Source organism: Kitasatospora sp. NPDC043949 (genome assembly GCF_056435365.1).
Genome location: NZ_JBWKEQ010000008.1, coordinates 23,397 through 44,180 on the forward strand (window position 1 = coordinate 23,397; position 20,784 = coordinate 44,180).

The window sequence follows — 20,784 nt, forward strand, 5'->3', positions numbered from 1 at the left end:
CCTCGGGGAGCTGCCGCCCGGTATACCCGAGGCGGCTGAGCATCACCCGGCAGGCATCCGCCTGTCGCAACCAACCAGCACACGGAGGTACAGAGATAGGTAAGCGCAGCGGCGGCTCCGGCGACGGCCAGGGCGGCAAGCAGCAGGACGACTCCAACAAGGGCGCCGGACACGGCGGCGGGGGCTCCGACGAAGGCGGCAACAGCAGCGACGGCAAGGCCCCGGCGGAGTGACCGGCGAAACGCACCAGGAGGCGGGCCCCCAGGGGCTCGCCTCCGCGCTGGTGGCCGGCGGCGCACTCTCCTCGGACTGGCTCCCCTCCTTCAACGCGGTACCCCGCGAGCTGTTCGTCCCGGACCGCATCTGGCCGGGCATCGCGGACGGCACCCGCCAGAACCCCGTGCTGTACCGGTCACAGGACCCCGAGGCGTGGCGCAGGGCCGTCTACTCGGACATCCCGCTGACCACCCAGTGGGACGACGGCAACCACCAGGGCGACGGGCTCGGCACCACCCCGAGTTCCTCCAACTCCATGCCGACCATGGTGTTCTCGATGCTCCAGGACCTCGACGTCCGCCCGGGCCACAAGGTGTTGGAGGTCGGAGCCGGCACCGGCTGGAACGCGGGCCTCCTCGCCCACCGCCTGGGCAACCACAACGTGGTGACCGTCGAGTACGACCCTCACGTCGCACGCGGCGCCCGCGAGAACCTGCACCGGGCCGGACTCGCACCGACCGTGATCGAGGGCGACGGACGCCACGGCTGGCCGGACGACACCCCCTACAGCCGGATCATCGCCACCTGCTCCCTGCTGGAGATCCCTCCCGCATGGCTGGAACAGACGGCCCCCGGCGGAATCATCGTCGCCCCGTTCGGCACCGAGTACGGCGGCGAGCAGATCATCCGTCTGACCGTGAACGACGACGGGACCAGCGCGAGCGGCAAGTTCACCCGAGGCTCCGCGTTCATGCGACTCCGCCACCAGCGCACGGACCGGCCGTCGTTCGACGCCTACCTGCACGGGAAGGAGTGGCCAGCACACGGGGTGCGGAGCACCACCAGTCTGTCCCCTCGGGCCACGGGCGGGTGGTTCGAGCAGTTCGTCATCGGATCCGGCGTACCCGGTACGTTCTGGCGGACAGAGCGTTACGACAACGACGCCTACACACTGTGGCTCTACAGCCGCGACACCCTCTCCTGGGCCTCCGCCGACTACGAGCGCGACCGCACGAGGTACGAGGTGTACCAGTCCGGCCCCCGGAACCTCTGGGATGAGCTGGAAGCGGCCTACCGGTGGTGGGCGGACCAGGGCCGCCCCGGGTGCGGGCGGTTCGGCCTGACGGTCACCTTGGAGGGCCAGCACGTCTGGCTGGACTCCCCGGGCAACCCCGTCCCGCAGCACTGAGCGAGCCCGGCCGTCCGCACCGGACGGCCGGGCACTCAGAGCCGGACTACGCCCGGACTGCCGGCCGCTCGGTGCCGGCGATGGTGGCCGAGCCGACGACGCGGGTGCCGTCGTACAGCACCACGGCCTGGCCGGGGGCGATGCCGCGCACCGGGCTGTCCAACTGCACCCGCAGCTCGCCGTCCACGACGGAGGCGGAGACCGGCACCTCCTCGCCGTGGGCGCGCAGTTGGGCGGTGTACCGGCCGTCGGCGAGCGGCTCGGTGCCGCACCAGCGCGGCCGGATCGCGGTGAGCCCGGTGACGTCCAGACCCTCCAGCGGGCCGACCGTGACGGTGTTGTTCACCGGCGAGATGTCGAGGACGTAGCGGGGCTTGCCGTCCGCCGCCGGGCGGCCGATCCGCAGGCCCTTGCGCTGGCCGATGGTGAAGCCGTACGCGCCGTCGTGCTCGCCGAGCTTGGTGCCGTCGGCGTCGAGGATGTCCCCGGTGGCGGTGCCGAGGTGCTTGGCCAGGAAGCCCTGGGTGTCGCCGTCGGCGATGAAGCAGATGTCGTGGCTGTCCGGCTTCTTGGCGACGGCCAGGCCGCGGCGCTCGGCCTCCTCGCGGATGACGTCCTTGGTGGTGTCGCCGAGCGGGAACAGCGAGTGGGCGAGCTGGTCGGCGTCGAGCACGCCGAGGACGTACGACTGGTCCTTCGCCGCGTCGACGGCGCGGTGCAGCTGGCGCTCCCCGGACGGCAGGTCGACGATCCGGGCGTAGTGGCCGGTGCAGACCGCGTCGAAGCCGAGCGCGATCGCCTTGTCGAGCAGCGCGGCGAACTTGATCTTCTCGTTGCAGCGCAGGCAGGGATTGGGAGTGCGGCCGGCCGCGTACTCGGCGACGAAGTCGTCGATGACGTCCTCGCGGAAGCGCTCGGCGAGGTCCCAGACGTAGAACGGGATGCCGATCACGTCGGCCGCCCGCCACGCGTCCCGGGAGTCCTCGATGGTGCAGCAGCCGCGGGCCCCGGTGCGGAAGGACTGCGGATTGGCGGACAGCGCCAGGTGGACGCCCGTCACCTCGTGCCCCGCTTCGACGGCGCGGGCGGCGGCGACGGCGGAGTCGACGCCGCCGGACATCGCCGCGAGCACGCGCAGACGGCCGGTGGACGGAGCGGTCGGGGCACCCGGGAAGTCAGTCATGGTGACTACAAGAGTACGGGGCCGCCGTCCATGCCCGGCCGCCCGGAGGAACTACCGCCGCACCGAGGCCAGCCCCGCGTTGTGGGCCCGCTGGACGGCCGGGGCGAGCGCCTCGACCAGCGCCGTCACGTCCTCGCGCACCGAGGTGTGCCCGAGCGAGAACCGCAGCGAGGCCCGGGCCAGCGCCGGGTCGACGCCCATCGCGAGCAGTACGTGGCTGGGCTGCGGCACCCCGGCCGAGCAGGCCGAGCCGGTGGAGCACTCGATGCCCTGGGCGTCGAGCAGCATCAGCAGCGCGTCGCCCTCGCAGCCGGGGAAGGAGAAGTGCGCGTTGGCGGGCAGCCGCCCCTCGGCGGCCGGGTCGCCGTTGAGCACCGCGGCGGGGACGGTGGCCAGCACGGCGGCGATCAGCTCGTCGCGCAGCGCGCCGAGCACGACCGCGTGCTCCGGCTGGCGCTCGACCGCGAGGGCCGCGGCGGCGGCGAAGCCGGCGGCGGCGGGCGCGTCCAGGGTGCCGGAGCGGACGTCGCGTTCCTGGCCGCCGCCGTGCAGCAGCGGGACGGGCGCGGCGCCGCGCGAGAGCAGCAGCGCGCCGATGCCGAACGGTCCGCCGATCTTGTGTCCGGTGACGGTGAGCGCGGTGAGCCCCGACTCGGCGAAGGAGACCGGGACCTGCCCGAGCGCCTGCACCGCGTCGGCGTGCATCGGGATGCCGTACTCGGCCGCGACGGCGGCGAGTTCGCGCACCGGCTGGACGGTGCCGACCTCGTTGTTGGCCCACATCACGGTGACCAGCGCGACCGAGTACGGGTCCCGCTCGATCGCCTCGCGCAGCGCCTGCGGGTGCACCCGGCCGAGCAGGTCGACCGGCAGGTACTCGACGTCGGCGCCCTCGTGCTCGGAGAGCCAGTGCACCGCGTCCAGCACCGCGTGGTGCTCGACCGGGCTGCACAGCACCCGGGTGCGGGCCGGGTCGGCGTCCCGGCGGGCCCAGTACAGGCCCTTGACGGCGAGGTTGTCGGACTCGGTGCCCCCGCCGGTGAGCACGATCTCGCTCGGGCGGGCGCCCAGCGAGTCGGCCAGCGACTCGCGGGCCTCCTCGACCACCCGGCGGGCCCGGCGGCCGGCCGCGTGCAGGGACGAGGCGTTGCCGACCACCCCCAGGTGCGCCGACATCGCGGCGATCGCCTCGGGCAGCATCGGCGTGGTCGCCGCATGGTCCAGGTATGGCATAACCATCCGATTGTAGAGGGCACTCCCCGGGCCCCGTCCCGGTGTGCGCACCGATCCGGCCACCGGACGTCCACCGGACGACTCCCGGGTGTCGCCCGGGCGGTTCCCGGACCGCGCGCCCACCGGACACCGGTGTCCGGCACCCGTTTGACCCACCGCGCGGGCGAGCGGTTAGCCTGACGAACGCTTCCCGCGGACGGGCCCCGGCCCGGCCCGCGGGCACGGCCCGGGATCACGTCCCACTCTCACTTCCCATCGGCGCGGACAGGAGCGGTGCGCCATGTCGCAGTCGGTCGACCGCGCCCTGACCCTGCTCGGGTCGCTCGGCGACGGGCCGGTCTCCCTGGAGCAGGCCGCGACCAGCATCGGGGTGCACAAGTCCACCGCGCTGCGGCTGCTGCGCACCCTGGAGGAGCACGGCTTCGCGCAGCGCCAGCCCGATCTGCGCTACCGCCTCGGCGGCCGGGTGCTCTCACTGGCCCACCGGGCGCTGGAGGAGATCGACGTCCGGCAGGTCGCCGCGCCGTACCTGGCGGCGCTCAACGCGCGCTGCGGCTACACCGTCCAGCTGGCCGTGCTCCAGGACGGCGAGGTGCTGTACCTGGACGAGGTGGCCGGGAGCTGGGCCGGGCCGGGCACCGCCCGGGCGTCCCGGATCGGGCGGCGGGCGCCGGCCGGCGGGACGGCGATCGGCCGGGTGCTGCTGGCCGGGCTGCCCGAAGACGGCACCCCCGACGAGGAGTTGCCGGCCGAACTGGCGGCGGTGCGGCTGCGGGGCTGGGCGGCGGAGTCGGCCGAGCACCGGGAGCCGGTGACGTGCGTGGCCGCGCCGGTGGCGGGCAGCGGCGGCCGGACGGTCGCGGCCTGCGCGCTGAGCGCCCCGGCGAGCCAGGTGCCGCCGGCCGAACTCGCCCGGATGGTGCCGGAACTGCTCTGCACGGCGGAGGCGATCTCGCTCGCGTACGGCGGCTCGCCTACTCCTCGCTGGTGCGAGAACCGTTGCGGTGCCAGGCCCTCGGGGCGCGCCAGCCGTACTTCAGCGCGAGCATCCGCAGCCCGAAGGCGGTGAGCGCGGCGGCGGTGCCGGTGGCGCCGGTCAGCCGGTCGACGCCGATCAGCACCGCCACCAGGGCGGCGCCGACCAGGGCCGGGACGGCGTAGATCTCCCGGTCCCAGCGCAGCAGCGAGGGGATCTCGCCGGCCAGCACGTCGCGGATCACCCCGCCGCCGGCCGCGGTGACCATGCCGAGTGCGACGGCCGACACCGCGCCGAGCCCGTAGTCGTGCGCCTTGGCGGTGCCGGTGACGCAGAACAGGCCGAGGCCGAGGGCGTCCAGGGTCTGCACCGCCCGGTTGATCCGCTCGACCTCGGGGTGCAGGAAGAACACCACCAGCGCGGCGACCAGCGGGGTGATGAAGTACCCGAGGTTGCTGAACGCCGCGACGGGCGTCGCCCCGATCACCAGGTCCCGGATCACGCCGCCCCCGAGCGCGGTGACCTCGGCCAGCACCGCGATGCCGAAGATGTCCATGTTCTTGCGGACGGCGAGCAGCCCCCCGGAGAGGGCGAAGACGAAGATGCCGACGAGGTCCAGCGACTGCTGCACGTCGGAGGGGAAGATCTGCGAGGTCACCGAACAACTATGCCCCGTACGAAACCCTTCCCCCCTCCGCGTACGGCCGCGGTCCGTGGCCCCGCCTCGGACGCGCGGGCCCGGGCGACGACCGCCGCCGGTCCGGACACTCTGCGCAGAGTTGACGTGAACACCAAATTTCGACATATTCGCGAAATACTGCGGGTCGTACGGTATGGAGAATACAATTCGCATTTCCCTCCCGAATTCGATGCACCCTTTGCCCGGGTTGGCTGGTTTGGGAAATTGATCCCGGAAATAACTCATGGACGGGGCCGAATGCCGGTGGTAGTTTCATTTCCATCGAGAGAAGCACTGGGGCTTCGAACATGAACAACCGGAGAGGAGACTTCCGTGCGCTACAACGACTGAAATCCCTGATGCCGATTGCACCGGCATCCCCGATGTCCGAACGTCGACAGTCCGCGCCAATGGCCGGGACATTTAGCTCGGGTAGGTGAATTTCCATGCGTTACAACGACTAATTATATTGCCCGAACCGCGGCAGAGCCCGGTATCGTCGGCGAGAATTGGCGCCGGACCCGGATGCGTCCGGGTCCGGCGCACGCTCTTGGCCCAGCGGGAACATGGGCCTCATAGGCCGTTCAAGAATCCTAGGAATTGTCCATGAAACTCCCGGTCCGCTATGACCCCCTCGACAGCTCCACTCTCGCCGATCCCTATTCGGTCTACGCGGAGCTGCGCGCGTCGGAGCCTGTGCACTGGCACGAGAAGATGCAGAGCTGGGTGCTGACCCGGTACCGCGACTGCCAGATGGTGCTGCAGGACCCCGCGGTGTTCGCGACGGACTGGCGGCGTGCCGGCGAGTCGGTCTCCGAGCCGTGGCTGAGCCTCCAGACCCTCGACCCGCCGGACCACGGCCCGCTCCGCAGCCTCTTCATGAACGCCCTGCGCGCCCAGGACCTGGAGGCCGTCGGCGAGCAGGGCGAGGCCCTCGTCGGGTCGCTGCTCGACGGCCTGGAGGGCAGGGCGGAGTTCGATCTCATGTCGGAGGTCGTCGAGCCGCTCGCCCTGGCGACCATCTCGGAGCTCATGGGCATCGAGCAGCCGGACGTCAGGACCTTCGCCGCGATATCGGACGCCATCGTGCGGAGCATGGACGCCGGATTGGCGCCCGAAACCGCCGGGGACGGAATCGAGACCGGTGCGGAACTCAGGAAACTCGGCATCGAGGCGCGCGGCCGACTGAGCGAAATGGTCGAGTCCTGGTTCACGACCAATCCGCGCCCCGGACTGCTGGCCCATGTCGCCGGCAACCGCGCCGAGGTGGATGTCGCCGATTCCTTCGTCCGGAACACGGTGCGGGTCGTCTTCCAGTCCGGCTACAGCTCGATCGTCGCCGGTGCCGGAAATGCCATGCTGGCACTGCTGGAGAACCCCGACAAATTCGAGGCGATGCGCGACCCGGCGCTGCTGTCGAGCGGTTTCGACGAACTCATGCGCTACGACGCGTCGGTTCAGGGGACCAGCCGCATCGTCACCGAGCCCGTCGTCGTCGGATCCGTCCAGCTCAAGCGCGGAGACGTCGTCGTGGTGCTTTTCGGCGCGGCAAACCGCGATCCCGAAAAATTCACCCGTCCCGACGAAATCATTCTGGACCGGACACCGAATCAGCACATGGCATTCGGCCGGGGCCCGCACACCTGCGTCGGAAACCTGTTCACCCAGGTGACGCTGCAGGCGCTGATCAAGGCCATTCTGCGGCGCCCCACACGCCTGCGGATGGCCGGGGAGCCACTGCGCCAGCGCACCGCGACCATGCGCTACCTGGCGACGTTGCCGGTCACCTTCCAGGCGGCTGCCGCCACGTGACGAAAACGGATACGACGGCTCCCCCGACCCGGACGAGCGCTGCCCGGCTGGCCCTCGCCAGGGCGGTCCCGCCGGCCGGGCCGGTGCGCGGACTGACGCTGTCCACGTTCCTGACCACCCTCGGGGACGGGCTGTTCGCCACCGTCAGCGTGCTGTTCTTCACCCGGGTGGTGGGTCTGCGGATGGTGGACGTGGGCATCGGGCTCACGGTTGCCAGCCTGGCCGGCCTGCTGGCGGCCCTGCCGATCGGACACCTCTCCGACCGCATCGGGCCGCGGCGGGTCCTGCTCGTCCTCACCGTCGCCGCGGGGCCGGCGGTGCTGTGCTACCTGGCCGTCGGCTCCTTCTGGCCGTTCGCCGTCACGGCGTGCGCGGTGGGCGTCGTGCAGCGGGGCTGCCGCACGGTCCTGCCCGCCCTGGTGTCCCTGATCGCCTCGGCCGAGGAGCGGGTGACCGCGCGCGCGCACCAGCAGGTCGTGAGCAACATCGGGATCTCACTCGGTGCGGGAGCCGCCGGCCTGGCCCTGTACCTGGACACCCGGGCCGCGTACGAGGCGATGGTGGTCGTCGCGGCGCTGGCCTACGCGGGGTCGGCCCTCGTGCTGAACCGGATGCCCGTACGGCATCCGCCTCCCGCGCACATCGAGAAGCAGCCGCTGGGAGCAGCGCTCAAGGACCTCCGGTACCTGCGGTTCACCGGGCTGAACGCCGTGCTGTCGCTGAACGGCGCCCTCATGGAGATCGCCGTTCCGCTGTGGCTGGTCACCCACACCAAGGCACCCGCCTGGCTGTTCAGCGCCCTGATCGTCCTGAACACGATCCTGGTGGTGATCTTCCAGGTCCAGGTGAGCTCCAAGGGCAACGACACCACCCCGGGCCTGTGGGGGCGGATCTCCCGCCTCGGCGGGTTCTTCCTCGGCTGCGCCTGCCTGCTGTACGGCGTCGCAGGCTGGGGGAACGCCCTGGTCGCGACCGGCATCCTCGGCCTGGGGATGATCGCCCACACGTGGGGGGAGATGTACCAGGTCTCCGGCGAGTGGGGGCTCAGCTTCCAGCTCGCTCCCGAGCACGCCACCGGCCAGTACCAGGGCGTCCTGGCCATCGGCCGCGGAGCCGCCAATGTGGCCGCGCCGGTCGCCCTGGTCGCGGTCGTCGGGGCCGGTCAGTACGGGTGGGTGGCGCTGGCGGCCGTCTTCCTCGCGGCCGGGCTCGCGATGCCTGCGGCGACCCGGCTGCCCGCCGGCAAGGGCCCCGACCCTGACGCGTGATCAACACCGCACCGCCCCGACCGGGATGAGGGTCCCGGATGCCACGATGCGCCGCACCGGAACGACCGGCTGATCAAAGCCGGTGTTCCGGTGCGGCGCATCGTGCGCGTGGGCCCACGCCCTACTTCCCCTCGCCCAGCTCGGGGAAGTGGCACGCCACCTCGTGCCCGGTCTTCAGCACCGTCAGCGGCGGCTCCTGGCCGGCGCAGACGTCCTGGGCCTTCCAGCAGCGGGTGCGGAAGCGGCAGCCGCTGGGCGGGTTGATCGGCGAGGGGACGTCGCCCGTGAGCAGGATCCGCTCGCGGCCGGCCCGCTGGCGCCGGCGCGGGTCGGGCACCGGCACCGCGGACATCAGCGCGTTGGTGTACGGGTGCAGCGGGCTCGCGTAGAGGGAGTCGCGGTCGGCGATCTCGACGATCTTGCCGAGGTACATCACCGCGACCCGGTCCGAGACGTGCCGGACCACCGAGAGGTCGTGCGCGATGATCAGGTAGGTCAGGCCGAGTTCGCGCTGGAGGTCGTCCAGCAGGTTGACCACCTGGGCCTGGATGGAGACGTCCAGGGCGGAGACCGGCTCGTCCGCGATGATCATCTTCGGCCGGAGGGCGAGTGCCCGGGCGATGCCGATGCGCTGGCGCTGGCCGCCGGAGAACTCGTGCGGGTAGCGGTTGTAGTGCTCGGGGCTGAGCCCGCACAGTTCCAGCAGTTCCTGGACGGCCTTCTTGGTGCCACCCTCGGGCTCCACCTTCTGCAACCGGAACGGCGCGCCGACGATGGTGCCGACGGTGTGCCGCGGGTTGAGCGAGGAGTACGGGTCCTGGAAGATCATCTGGATGTCGCGGCGCAGCGGCCGCATCGCGCCGACGCCCAGGTGGGTGATGTCGGTGCCCTCGAACTCGACCTTCCCGCCGGTCGGTTCGTCGAGCCGGGTGACCAGTCGGCCCATCGTCGACTTGCCGCAGCCGGACTCGCCGACGACCCCGAGCGTCTCACCGGCGTTGACGGTGAAGTCGATGCCGTCGACGGCCCGCACCGCACCGGTCTGGCGGCGCAGCAGTCCGCCTCGGATCGGGAAGTGCCGGGTCAGGCCGGTCACCCGGAGCAGCGGCTCGCGGTCGGGGGCGGGCGCGGGCGCGGTGGCCGTGGCTGCCTGAGTGTCCGTCATCGGTTCTCTCCAGAAAGGTGGTACGAGGCCGGGCTCACAGCCGGGGCGCGATCTCTTCGGCGAAGATGCGGTGCCGTTCGGCGGCCGGGAGGTGGCAGGCCGCGTAGTGGCCGGGCGAGGCTTCGGCCAGCACCGGGAGCTCGCTCGCGGAGCGCCCGCCGGTCCGGTCGGCGTACGGGCAGCGCGGGTGGAAGGCGCAGCCGGACGGCACGTTGATCAGGCTGGGCGGGGTGCCCTTGACCGGGACGAGGCGGTCCTGGAGTTCGCGGTCCAGGCGCGGCATGGAGCCCAGCAGGCCCCAGGTGTAGGGGTGTTCGGGCGCGTCGAAGAGGGTCTCGGCGGGGCCGCGCTCGATGCACTTGCCGCCGTACATGACCAGGATGTCGTCGGCCAGTTCGGCGACCACCCCGAGGTCGTGGGTGATGATGATGACGGCCGAGCCGAACTCGTCCTGGAGGTCGCGGATGAGGTCCAGGATCTGCGCCTGGACGGTGACGTCCAGGGCGGTGGTGGGCTCGTCGGCGATCAGCAGCGAGGGGTCGTTGACCAGCGCCATGGCGATCATGGCGCGCTGGCGCATGCCGCCGGAGAACTGGTGCGGGTAGTCGTCCACCCGGCGGTCGGGCTGCGGGATGCCGACCCGGTCGAGCATCTCGACCGCGCGGGCCCGGGCCTGCTTCTTGGATGCCTGGGGGTGGTGCACCCGGTACGCCTCGACGATCTGCGCGCCGACGGTGTAGTAGGGGTGCATCGCGGTCAGCGGGTCCTGGAAGATCATCGCCATCTCGCGGCCGCGCAGTTGGCGCACCCGTTCGGGGCCCGCCGCGATCAGGTCCTCGCCGTCCAGCCGGATCTCGCCGGTGATCCGGGCCCGCTTGGTGCGGTGCAGGCCCATGATGCCGAGCGAGGTGACGGACTTGCCGGAGCCGGACTCGCCGACGATGCCGAGGGTGCGGCCCTTGTGCAGGTCGAAGCTGACCCCGTCCACCGAGCGGACCAGGCCGTCGTCGGTGTCGAAGTGGATCCGCAGGTCGCGGACGGAGAGGAAGGGGTCGCCGGACGGGGCCTGGGCGGCGACCGCCTCGGTCTTCTGGAGCTCGGTCACGAGAGCCTCACCCGGGGGTCGACGAGTGCGTACAGGAGGTCGACCACGAGGTTGCAGGCGACGATGAAGAAGGCGGCGAGCAGGGTGACGCCGAGGATCTTGGGCAGGTCGTTGTCGGCGATCGCCTGGACGGCGAAGGCGCCGACGCCCTGGAGCGAGAAGACCTGCTCGGTGATGAGGGCGCCGCCGAGGAGCAGGCCGAGGTCCATGCCGAAGATGGTGATGACGGGTGTCAGCGCGGCGCGCAGTCCGTGCCGGGCGACGACCTTGCGCTCGACCAGGCCCTTGGCCCGGGCGGTGCGGATGTAGTCCTCGCTCATGGTCTCCAGCATTCCGGCGCGGGTGAGCCGGGCGTAGAGCGCGGAGTAGAGGAAGGCCAGCGAGATCCACGGGAGGATCAGGTTGCGGGCCCACATCAGCGGGTCGTCGGCGAAGTCGACGTACTGGAGGTTGTCCAGGATCGGCCACTCGTAGCTGAACAGGGCGAGCAGCACCGCGCCGGTGAAGAAGACCGGCAGCGAGACGCCGGCGAGGGAGATGCCCATGGCGATCCGGTCGAAGACCGAGCGCGGCTTGAGCGCGGAGACGACGCCGGTGGCGACGCCGGAGACCAGCCAGAGCACGGCCGCGCCGACGGCGAGCGAGAGGGTGATCGGGACGCGCTTGATCAGCTCGGGCCAGACCTCCAGGTGGTTCTTGAAGGAGTAGCCGAAGCACGGTACGTGGCAGGTGACCGGGTCCGGGCCGAACTTGTACTCGGCGCCGCTGACCAGGCCCTTGAGGAAGTTCCAGTACTGGGTGTACAGCGGCTGGTCGAACCCGAGGTTCTTCTTGACCGCGGCGATCGCCTCGGGGGAGGGGTTCTTCCCGACGTACTGCGTGGCCAGTTGGTCGGTGGTCTCGCCGGCGATGCGCGGGAGCAGGAAGAAGATCGCGAAGGTGACAGCGCTGACCACCAGCAGCAGCACGACGGCCGCGAAGATCCTGCGGATGATGTAGGCAAACACAGTTGGGCGGCTCCGGCGGCCCGCCGCCGTCCGGGGTCTTCCGGACGGCGGCGGGCGGCCGCTGCCTTCACCTGCCTTCAGGGATGTGGAGCCAGGCTCTTTACTTGGTGGTGCCGATGTTCAGGTAGTCGTACTCACCCGAGAAGCCCGAGGTGGACGCCAGGTTGGTGGCGCTGTCCGGGCGGTACAGGAAGACCTTGAAGTAGGTCAGCGGGACGTAGACCGCCTGGTCCATGATCTTCTTGTCGATCTGGCCGTAGATCTTCTCGCGCGCCGACTGGTCGGTGTTGGTGATGGCGTCGTCGAGCAGCTTGTTGACCTCGGGGTCGTTGAGCTGGGCCAGGTTGCTGTTGCCGGAGGCCTTGATGGCGCGGCCGTCGGAGATCTGCTGCAGGAAGCCGTAGCCGGTCGGCCAGTCGGCGCTCCACTGCATCATCATCAGACCGATGTTGTGGTCCTGGGTGAACTGCGGGACACCGGCGGCGTCCGAGAAGTACTTGCCCTGCGCGTACTTCTGGATCTCGACGTTGATGTTGATCTTCTTCAGCGCGGCCTGGATCGCGGTCGCGGCCTGGACCTCCGGGTCGCGCTCGGTGCGGGCGGTGATCACCGTGCTGAACCCGTCGGGCTTGCCGCAGGCCTTGAGGGCGTCCTTGGCCTTGGCCTCGTCACCCTTGTTGCCGTTGGTCGCCCAGGTGTTGAAGTCCTGGTGGCCCGGGACGTCCGGCGGGATCACCGTGTTGGCGATCTGGCCGCGGATCGGGCCGCCGAGCGTGGTCTGCACGGAGACCTTGTCGATCGCGTACTGGACGGCCTTGCGGCACTCCAGGTTGTCGAACGGCGCGACCTTGGTGTTGATCGCGACGTACGCCAGGCGGCCGCCGTAGGCGTTGTCGGTGTTCGCCTTGAGCTTCTGGTTCTGCAGGATCTGCGCCTGGGTCTGCGGGTCGACGCCGCTGCCGACCAGGTCCACCTGGGCGTTGCCCGCGATCAGGTCCTTGTCGATGGTGGACTGCTCCATGCCCATCCGGACCACGATCTTGTCCGCGAGCTGCTTGCGGATCGGGTCGGTGCTCGGGTCCCAGTTGGTGTTCGGCACCAGGGTGAGCTGCTTGCCGTCCTCGTAGGACTCGAACTTGTAGGCACCCGAGGCGACCACGTGCTTCACGTAGCCGGCGCCGTCGTCCTTGGCCTGCGGGACCGGGACGGTCTGCGGGGAGCCGACCAGGTAGTCGAAGTCCGCGAACGGCTGCTTCAGGTGGAAGACGATGGTCTGGTCGTCCGGCGTCTCGATCGAGTTCAGGCCGCCGGTCTTGTCCTTGTACGGGCCCTGGTACGGGGTCTCGTTGTCGACCAGCAGGTCGTGGAAGTAGGTGGGGCCGTTGGAGTTCACGTCCGGCGCGAAGTTGGAGCGCTCGACGGCGTACTTGACGTCCTTCGAGCTGATCGGGGTGCCGTCGTCGAACTTCAGGCCCGCGCGCAGCTTGTACGTCCAGGTCAGGCCGTCCGCGCTGACCTTGCCCAGGCTCTCGGCGAGGTCCGGGACCAGCTTGTTGCCGTTCGAGCCGGCGCCCGGGGCGAAGGTGGTCAGCGGACGCCCGTACAGGCGCGAGAAGTTGTAGATGTAGGCGTAGTACGTGTTGCCCGGGTCGAAGGAGTCCGGGGCGCCCTTCATCTCGTAGGTGACCGTCCCGCCCTTCTTGTCCGAGGCGTTGACGATGCCCTTGGTGGCGGCGTCGGCACCGCCGCCACCGGCGCTGCTGCCGCTGGCGGAGGAGGACGAGCCGGAGCCCTTGCTGCCGGAGGTGCAGCCGGTCACGATCAGGACCGCGGCGGCTGCCGCCGCGGTCAGGGCGACGGTACGGGACCTGCGCATGGGTGAGATCAACCCCTTGAGGATGGGAAGGAGGGAGGGCCTGACGTTGCGTCAGTTGCTCTTGGGATCGAGGGCGTCACGCAGCCCGTCGCCGAGCAGGTTGAAGGCGAGCACGGTGAGGAAGATCGCCAGACCGGGGACCACCATGTACTGGGGGTCCACCTGGTAGTACTTGATCGCGTCCTGGAGGATCCCGCCCCAGGAGGCCTGCGGCGGCTGGATGCCGACGCCGAGGAAGCTGAGGCCCGCCTCGAAGAGGATGTTGGTCGGGATCAGCAGGGTCGAGTAGACCAGGATCGGACCGACCAGGTTCGGCAGCAGTTCCTTGAACAGGATGAACGGGCCGCGGGCGCCCAGGCTGCGGGCCGCGTGGACGAACTCCCGCTCGCGCAGCGACAGCGTCTGTCCGCGCACGATCCGGCCCATGTAGGGCCAGTTGAAGAAGCCGATCACGAAGATCAGCACCATGATGTGCAGCGGGAGGCCGTGCAGGCCGAACGCGCCGCCCTGCAGCGAGGTCGAGATCGCGATGGCGAAGAGCAGCAGCGGGAAGGCGAGGAAGACGTCCATGACGCGGCTGATCACGGTGTCCACCCAGCCGCCGTAGTAGCCGGCCATGACACCGAGCACGGTGCCGATCGTGTTCGACAACAGGGTCGCGCCGAAGGCGACCAGCAGGGAGACCCAGGAGCCCTCGATCACGCGGGAGAGCAGGTCGCGGCCCTGGAGCGGGTCGACGCCGAGCGGGTGGTCCCAGCTCATCCCGCCCCAGTCACCGAGCGGGATGCCGCCCAGGTTGGCGTCGAGCAGGTCCTGGTTCAGGGCGTCGGGGTCGAGGCCGAACAGGGCCTCGATGGGCTTGGCCAGTACGGCCAGCAGGATCAGCAGGATCACCACGACGCCGCCGGCGACGGCGAGTTTGTCGCGCTTGAAGCGGGTCCAGGCGATCTGGCCGAGGGAGCGGCCCTCGATCTTCTTGGCCGGGCTCGCGGGGGCGGGTGCCTCCGGTTCGTTCCCGGTGGTTGCGATGGGTGCGGTCATGGTCAGTTGGTCCCCTCGCCGACGGTGGCCGGCCCACGGGCGCCGGTCACCGGTTCGGCGGTACGGCTGCGGACGTGCGGAGGTGCTTGGAACGGGTGTTCGCGGCAGTACGTCGTGCACGGGTACTGCCCCAACGCGGGATGGGCTTCGCGTGGTTCTGGCGGTCGGCGTGCGCGTTCACCTTCGTGGGGTTCCCAGTACGCGCGGTGCGTTGCGCAGAACTCTCTGCCATCCGAACTGGCTTGCGCCAGCCCTGACAACCGACAGATGCCCAACTGTGATCTGTGCGCATGCACCTCCTCCGTCTTCGGCATATCCCTCTTCACACGGCTGTAACTGGCATGTCAAGATGATCGACGGTAACGGCCGGAAGTTCGTCCGGAAAGCACCGAAGCCGACCTGATGCAAGATCAAGTCGGCTTCTGGAAAAAGGTTTTGGTTGTCAGCGCCCCGGGTATCCGAGCCACGGCTGCTGCGGCTGCCCGGTCCAGCCCTGCGCGGGCTGCTGCGTGCCGTAGCCGTAGCCCGGCCCCTGCTGCGCGGGGTACGGCGGAGGCGGCACCGGCGGGTACGGGCCGGTCGGCGGCCGCCCCGCCTCCCGGTCGAAGAACGGGCGCGCATGGGCCCGCATCCACAGCGCCACCGGGTCGTACTCGTCCGCCATCGCCACCGTGGACACCGCCAGCCCCTCCGGGGCCACCGCGATCGCCCGCTGCATCAGCGCCCGCACGGCCTCCACCGCCGGCGGTGAACTCTCGTACAGCTCCAGGCCGATCGCCAGGTACGGCTCCCCCACGGCCGGCTGCACCCAGGCCCGGCGCAGCGCCCGCACCGCGCGCACCTCACCGGCCTGCCGCTCCAGCAGCGCGAAGAACGGCTGGGCGTTCAGCTGCGGCTCGCTCAGCTTCAACGGCCCGGCCGGCAGCCGCTCCAGGCCCGCGGCGATCCGCCGCAGGTCCGCCCAGGGCACCCCGACCCCGCCGCCGGGCGCGTGCGGGTTGAGCCACAGGCCCCAGCGGGTCCGGTACAGCGAAGCGGCGATCTCCCGCCCGGAGATGACCTCGTGGGCCCGCGCCCAGCCGGACGACGCCAACTGCTCGGACGAGGTGACGGCCGGCGCGTAGCCGTGGCCGCTGATCTCCATGTTCCCGTACTGGGCGTCAGCGCTGCCCGGCGCACCGTGCCACAGCAGCATCCAGACCTGGCCGTCGGCCAGTGCGTGCAGCAGTTGCTCGTACGCCTCGTAGCGCTCCGGCGCGACCTCGCGCAGGGCGCGCTCCAGCGCGCCCGGATCCGCTCCGGGGCGCCCGGCGGGTGCCTGGCCCCAGGGCCCCGGTGCACCGCCCGCTACCGCTCCCGCACTCATGCGCCCACCTCGCCGCGCCTCTTTCCTCAAGCCTGCCGACCCGTCGGCCGTCTGCACGCACCCTATGGCGCGGCACCGGCCACCGCCACGGCGACGTGCCTCCGATACGAACCCCGCTCAACCCCGCGCGTAGAAAGGGAGTACCCGGGTGAGCAGCCACTCGACCACCGGGTCATCGGCGAGATCGAGCAGTACGAGGTGGACGCCCCCCGGCAGCGGCGCGGTTCCCAGCGCGCGGCCGAGCGCCTCGTTCACCGCACCCGGGTCGGCCGGGGCCGTCTGGTCCAGCTGGACGCCCACGAACATCACGGTCGGCTCGCCCTCGATGCTGGCGAGCGCCCGGCGCGCGGTCAACACTCCGGGCAGGGCGGACAGTTCGGCCCGGCAGGCGGCCAGGAAGTGCTCCGGGTCCTCCCCCGGCACCGGCTCGCGCAGCGCCACCCGGCCACCGGTCGGCGCCTCCGGGCCCTGTCCCTGGTTCTGGTTCTGGTTCTGGTTCTGACTCTGGCTCTGCTCCTGGTCGGCCAGGCGCTCCTCGCGCGGGCCGCGCCGCAGCTCCGCCACACCCTGCGGCGGCACCGGGATGCCCACCGCCGCCTCCGGGTTGACCGCGATGCCCACGCCCAGCGGCAGCCCGCGGGCGAACTCCCAGACCGGCGCCACCGCGAAGGCCATCCCCGGCGCCTGCCGCAGGAACACCTCCTGCGAGGAGAACACCGGCACGTACGGCTCGCCGGCCAGCTCGATGGTCGGCAGGTCCAGCGCGGGCCCCCGCGGGTCGCCGCCGGCCGGCAGCGGGATCCACACCTGGCTGCGGGCCAGCACCTCGATCACCCGCGGCGTCGCACCCGGATCGCCCAGCGCGGCGGTCAGCACCTGCTCCAGCTCGTTGGCCGGCCACCCGCCGCCCGGCGGCGCCGACTCCGGCCCGCCCCACCCCTGCTGCTGCTCCACCGGGTACCCCATGCGCGCCTGATCCGCCCTCTGCCGGTCGGCCGCCCTCTGCTGCGCCGACGCGCAGCAGTCTAGGGCGCACGCCCCGGGGGCGCCGGTTCGCGGTGGCGCGGTGTGACCGGGTCCCCTCTCCCGTCGTCGGCGCGGACGTGCCATGATGTGCGCGTTCGACGGCGCGGCGCGCCGGCGGACCGACAACTCCATACCGGCCGCTCGAACCCGCGCGGGAGAGCCCGGAGTGCCCCGTCAGGCGGCACAGCCGGCGCCGAAGGAGCAACTCCTCCCCGGAATCTCTCAGGCCCCCTTACCGCACGGGTTAGGCACATCTGGAAAGTGGCGCACGGCCCTGTCGCGCGCCCACCCACGGTGCAAGCCACCATGCTGTCCTGGATGCTGGAAACAGCTGCGGGCAGGTGGGCGGTGAAGCTCTCAGGTTCGACGACAGATGGGGAGACCCACGCCGCCGCATGCCCGCGCGCAGGGTCGGCCCCCGAGCGGGTCCGGTTCCGGCGCGTGCACCCATGAGTGCCCAGACCGAGGAGTTCCAGGCCATGTCGTCCCTCCGCCTCACCGCGCTCGACGCGCTGCACCGCGCCCTCGGCGCGACCATGACCGACTTCGCCGGCTGGGACATGCCGCTGCGCTACGGCAGCGAGCGCGAGGAACACCTCGCCGTCCGCACCCGGGCCGGACTGTTCGACCTCTCCCACATGGGCGAGATCACCGTCACCGGCCAGCAGGCCGGCGAGATGCTGGACCACGCGCTGGTCGGCTTCGTCTCCGCGCTGGGCGTGCTGCGCGCCCGCTACACCATGATCTGCGCCGAGGACGGCGGCATCCTGGACGACCTGATCGTCTACCGCCTGCGCGAGGACGCCTTCCTGGTCGTCGCCAACGCCTCCAACGCCCAGCTGGTGCTGGACGAGCTGATCGCCCGCGCCAAGGGCTTCGACGCCGTCGTCACGGACGACCGCGACACCTACGCGCTGATCGCCGTCCAGGGCCCGGAGGCCACCGCGATCCTGGCCGGGACCACCGACGCCGACCTGCCCGGCCTGAAGTACTACGCGATCCTCCCGGCCCAGGTCGCCGGCCGCGACGTGCTGCTCGCCCGGACCGGCTACACCGGCGAGGACGGCTTCGAGATCTTCTGCAACCCGGGCGACGCCGAGGGGGTCTGGCAGGCGCTGACCGCCGCCGGCGAGGGCCGCGGCCTGGTCCCGTGCGGCCTGTCGTGCCGCGACACGCTGCGCCTGGAGGCCGGCATGCCGCTGTACGGGCACGAGCTCTCCACCGACCTGACCCCGTTCGACGCGGGCCTGGGCCGGGTCGTGCGCTTCGACAAGACCACCAACGAGGGCACCTTCGTCGGCCGCAAGGCGCTGGAGAAGGCCGCCGCCGAGGCCGAGGCCAACCCGCCGCGGGTGCTGGTCGGCCTGGTCTCCGAGGGCAAGCGCGTCCCGCGCGCCGAGTACACCGTGGTCTCCGCCGACGGCGCCCCGATCGGCCGGATCACCTCGGGCGCCCCGTCCCCGACCCTGGGCCGGCCGATCGCGATCGCCTACGTGGACGCGGCCCACGCCGCCCCCGGCACCGCCGTCGCGGTGGACGTGCGCGGCAAGCACGAGCCGGTCGAGGTCGTGGCGCTGCCGTTCTACAAGCGCGCCCGCTGAGGCCCCGCCCTCCCCGTAGACCCCGTGGACCCGGGCCTGCACCATGCCCGACCCGGGCTTGAGCCACGCCTGATCCACGCCTGATCCAGGTCTGACCCAGGCCTGGCCCAGGCCCGAACCACGCCTGATCCGCGTCGAAGCCGTCCGTGCGGCGGCCCGCTTCGTCGTACCCGCTTCCCATCCTGGAGAATGACGCCATGAGCAACCCCCAGCACCTGCAGTACACCAAGGAGCACGAGTGGCTGACCGCCGTCGAGGGCGGTGTCTCCACGGTCGGCATCACCGCCCACGCGGCCGACGCGCTCGGTGACATCGTCTACGTGCAGCTGCCCGAGGTCGGCGCCGACGTGACCGCGGGCGAGTCCTGTGGCGAGCTGGAGTCCACCAAGTCGGTCAGCGACCTGTTCTCCCCGGTGACCGGGAAGATCGTCGAGATCAACCAGGACGTCCTGGACGACAACAGCCTGGTCAACAGCGCCCCGTTCGAGGGCGGCTGGCTGTTCAAGGTCCAGGTGGAGTCCACCGACGAGCTGCTCAGCGCGGACGAGTACACCGCCTTCATCGGCGGCTGACCCGCTCGTGACGGGGCGGTCGCAGCGCGGCGGCCGCCCCGCCAGGCTCCCCCCTTCTCCGCTCCCGTCTCTCTCCTCCCGGGAAGACCACACCATGACGGTTCTGAACCAGTCCCTGCACTCCCTCGACCCGGAGATCGCCGCCGCGGTCGACGCCGAGCTGCACCGCCAGCAGACCACCCTGGAGATGATCGCCTCCGAGAACTTCGCCCCGGTGGCGGTCATGGAGGCCCAGGGCTCGGTGCTCACCAACAAGTACGCCGAGGGCTACCCCGGCCGCCGCTACTACGGCGGCTGCGAGCACGTCGACGTGGTCGAGCAGATCGCGATCGACCGCATCAAGGCCCTGTTCGGCGCCGAGCACGCCAACGTCCAGCCGCACTCGGGCGCGCAGGCCAACGCCGCCGCGATGTTCGCGCTGATCAAGCCGGGCGACACCATCCTGGGCCTGGACCTGGCCCACGGCGGTCACCTGACCCACGGCATGAAGATCAACTTCTCCGGCAAGCTCTACAACGTGGCCGCGTACCACGTGGACGAGAAGACCGGCCAGGTCGACATGGCCGAGGTCGAGCGCCTGGCCAAGGAGCACCAGCCGAAGCTGATCATCGCCGGCTGGTCCGCCTACCCGCGCCAGCTGGACTTCGCCGCGTTCCGCCGGGTCGCCGACGAGGTCGGCGCGCTGCTGATGGTGGACATGGCGCACTTCGCCGGCCTGGTCGCCGCCGGCCTGCACCCCAACCCGGTGCCGTACGCGGACGTGGTCACCACCACCACCCACAAGACCCTGGGCGGCCCGCGCGGCGGTGTCATCCTGTCCAAGGCCGAGTACGCCAAGAAGATCAACTCCGCGGTGTTCCCCGGCCAGCAGGGCGGCCCGCTGGAGCACGTGATCGCTGGCAAGGCCGTCGCCTTCAAGGTCGCCGCGTCCGAGGAGTTCAAGGAGCGCCAGCAGCGCACCCTGGAGGGCGCCAAGATCCTCGCCGAGCGCCTGCTCCAGGCCGACGTCGCCGAGGCCGGCGCCTCGGTGCTGTCCGGCGGCACCGACGTGCACCTGGTCCTGGTCGACCTGCGCAACAGCCAGCTCGACGGCCAACAGGCCGAGGACCGCCTGCACGAGGTCGGCATCACGGTCAACCGCAACGCCGTCCCGAACGACCCGCGGCCGCCGATGGTCACCTCCGGCCTGCGCATCGGCACCCCCGCGCTCGCCACCCGCGGCTTCCAGGCCGAGGACTTCCGCGAGGTCGCCGACATCATCGCCGAGGCGCTCAAGCCCGCCTTCGACGAGGACGCCGCCACCGCGCTCAAGGCCCGCGTCACCGCGCTGGCCGAGAAGTACCCGCTCTACCCGAACCTCTGATCACCGCGGTGATCGTTCGGGCGGGGTGACCGGCCTCACCCCGCCACGGCACCTGGGATCCCGGGGCACCGCGCACACTGGACAGTGCGCGCGGTGCCCCGACCCG

Annotated in this window: 17 protein-coding genes and 1 riboswitch; of the genes, 7 read left to right on the forward strand and 10 right to left on the reverse strand. The window is 71.2% G+C overall.

Annotation, left to right across the window (positions count from 1 at the left end; translation table 11 throughout):
• The first annotated feature begins 229 nt into the window (after positions 1–229).
• Positions 230–1,405, forward strand: a complete 1,176-nt coding sequence (locus tag AC07AL_RS09065) for a methyltransferase domain-containing protein (protein ID WP_478317260.1) — start codon at positions 230–232, stop codon at positions 1,403–1,405.
• Positions 1,406–1,451: 46 nt separating this feature from the next.
• Here the strand turns inward: AC07AL_RS09065 and mnmA are convergent, their stop codons facing one another.
• Positions 1,452–2,588 carry a tRNA 2-thiouridine(34) synthase MnmA gene (gene mnmA, locus AC07AL_RS09070; protein ID WP_478317261.1) on the reverse strand — a complete coding sequence of 379 codons (1,137 nt, stop codon included), beginning with the start codon at positions 2,586–2,588 and terminating at the stop codon, positions 1,452–1,454.
• Positions 2,589–2,639: 51 nt separating this feature from the next.
• Positions 2,640–3,821: a cysteine desulfurase family protein gene (locus tag AC07AL_RS09075; protein WP_363582110.1), complete on the reverse strand. Its 1,182-nt coding sequence runs from the start codon at positions 3,819–3,821 to the stop codon at positions 2,640–2,642.
• 280 nt (positions 3,822–4,101) lie between these two features.
• Here AC07AL_RS09075 and AC07AL_RS09080 point away from each other — a divergent pair, with 280 nt between their 5' ends.
• Entirely contained in the window at positions 4,102–4,890 is a 789-nt protein-coding gene (locus AC07AL_RS09080) for an IclR family transcriptional regulator (RefSeq protein ID WP_363619264.1), read from the forward strand.
• Here AC07AL_RS09080 and AC07AL_RS09085 read toward each other — a convergent pair.
• The gene (locus AC07AL_RS09085) at positions 4,796–5,455 is read right to left on the reverse strand and encodes a trimeric intracellular cation channel family protein (protein ID WP_363582106.1); all 660 of its coding nucleotides are present in this window, start codon (positions 5,453–5,455) and stop codon (positions 4,796–4,798) included. The two genes, AC07AL_RS09080 and AC07AL_RS09085, sit on opposite strands and share 95 nt — an antisense overlap.
• 627 nt (positions 5,456–6,082) lie before the next feature.
• On the opposite strand from AC07AL_RS09085, the gene AC07AL_RS09090 reads away from it, so the two are divergent.
• Entirely contained in the window at positions 6,083–7,288 is a 1,206-nt protein-coding gene (locus tag AC07AL_RS09090; RefSeq protein ID WP_478317262.1) for a cytochrome P450, read from the forward strand.
• A complete protein-coding gene (locus AC07AL_RS09095; RefSeq protein ID WP_363582102.1) occupies positions 7,285–8,556 on the forward strand; it encodes an MFS transporter in 1,272 nt (423 codons plus the stop codon). Before AC07AL_RS09090 ends, AC07AL_RS09095 begins: the two co-directional genes overlap by 4 nt.
• A 121-nt stretch (positions 8,557–8,677) precedes the next feature.
• Here the strand turns inward: AC07AL_RS09095 and AC07AL_RS09100 are convergent, their stop codons facing one another.
• The 7 genes from AC07AL_RS09100 to AC07AL_RS09130 all read right to left on the reverse strand — a co-directional run bounded on the left by AC07AL_RS09100 (position 8,678) and on the right by AC07AL_RS09130 (position 17,082).
• Entirely contained in the window at positions 8,678–9,721 is a 1,044-nt protein-coding gene (locus AC07AL_RS09100; protein ID WP_363582100.1) for an ABC transporter ATP-binding protein, read from the reverse strand.
• Positions 9,722–9,755: 34 nt separating this feature from the next.
• Entirely contained in the window at positions 9,756–10,826 is a 1,071-nt protein-coding gene (locus AC07AL_RS09105) for an ABC transporter ATP-binding protein (RefSeq protein ID WP_363582098.1), read from the reverse strand.
• Positions 10,823–11,833 (reverse strand): ABC transporter permease, encoded by a 1,011-nt coding sequence (locus AC07AL_RS09110; protein ID WP_363582096.1) that lies wholly within the window; start codon positions 11,831–11,833, stop codon positions 10,823–10,825. Before AC07AL_RS09110 ends, AC07AL_RS09105 begins: the two co-directional genes overlap by 4 nt.
• A 100-nt stretch (positions 11,834–11,933) precedes the next feature.
• Entirely contained in the window at positions 11,934–13,709 is a 1,776-nt protein-coding gene (locus AC07AL_RS09115; protein ID WP_400331148.1) for an ABC transporter substrate-binding protein, read from the reverse strand.
• 51 nt (positions 13,710–13,760) lie between these two features.
• Positions 13,761–14,750, reverse strand: coding sequence for an ABC transporter permease (locus AC07AL_RS09120; RefSeq protein WP_363582092.1), 990 nt, complete (start codon positions 14,748–14,750; stop codon positions 13,761–13,763).
• 442 nt (positions 14,751–15,192) lie between these two features.
• Positions 15,193–16,116, reverse strand: coding sequence for an enhanced serine sensitivity protein SseB C-terminal domain-containing protein (locus AC07AL_RS09125; protein WP_478317263.1), 924 nt, complete (start codon positions 16,114–16,116; stop codon positions 15,193–15,195).
• A 117-nt stretch (positions 16,117–16,233) separates the two neighbouring features.
• On the reverse strand, positions 16,234–17,082 hold the full coding sequence (locus AC07AL_RS09130; protein ID WP_478317264.1) for an enhanced serine sensitivity protein SseB C-terminal domain-containing protein: 849 nt from the start codon (positions 17,080–17,082) through the stop codon (positions 16,234–16,236).
• Positions 17,083–17,284: 202 nt separating this feature from the next.
• Positions 17,285–17,390, forward strand: a riboswitch (glycine riboswitch).
• A gap of 201 nt (positions 17,391–17,591) precedes the next feature.
• On the opposite strand from AC07AL_RS09130, the gene gcvT reads away from it, so the two are divergent.
• The 3 genes from gcvT to glyA all read left to right on the forward strand — a co-directional run bounded on the left by gcvT (position 17,592) and on the right by glyA (position 20,678).
• Positions 17,592–18,743 (forward strand): glycine cleavage system aminomethyltransferase GcvT, encoded by a 1,152-nt coding sequence (gene gcvT / locus AC07AL_RS09135; protein ID WP_400331156.1) that lies wholly within the window; start codon positions 17,592–17,594, stop codon positions 18,741–18,743.
• Between the two features lie 197 nt (positions 18,744–18,940).
• Positions 18,941–19,315 (forward strand): glycine cleavage system protein GcvH, encoded by a 375-nt coding sequence (gene gcvH / locus AC07AL_RS09140; RefSeq protein WP_350884663.1) that lies wholly within the window; start codon positions 18,941–18,943, stop codon positions 19,313–19,315.
• Between the two features lie 94 nt (positions 19,316–19,409).
• The gene (gene glyA, locus AC07AL_RS09145; RefSeq protein WP_363582085.1) at positions 19,410–20,678 is read left to right on the forward strand and encodes a serine hydroxymethyltransferase; all 1,269 of its coding nucleotides are present in this window, start codon (positions 19,410–19,412) and stop codon (positions 20,676–20,678) included.
• The last annotated feature ends 106 nt before the right edge of the window (positions 20,679–20,784 follow it).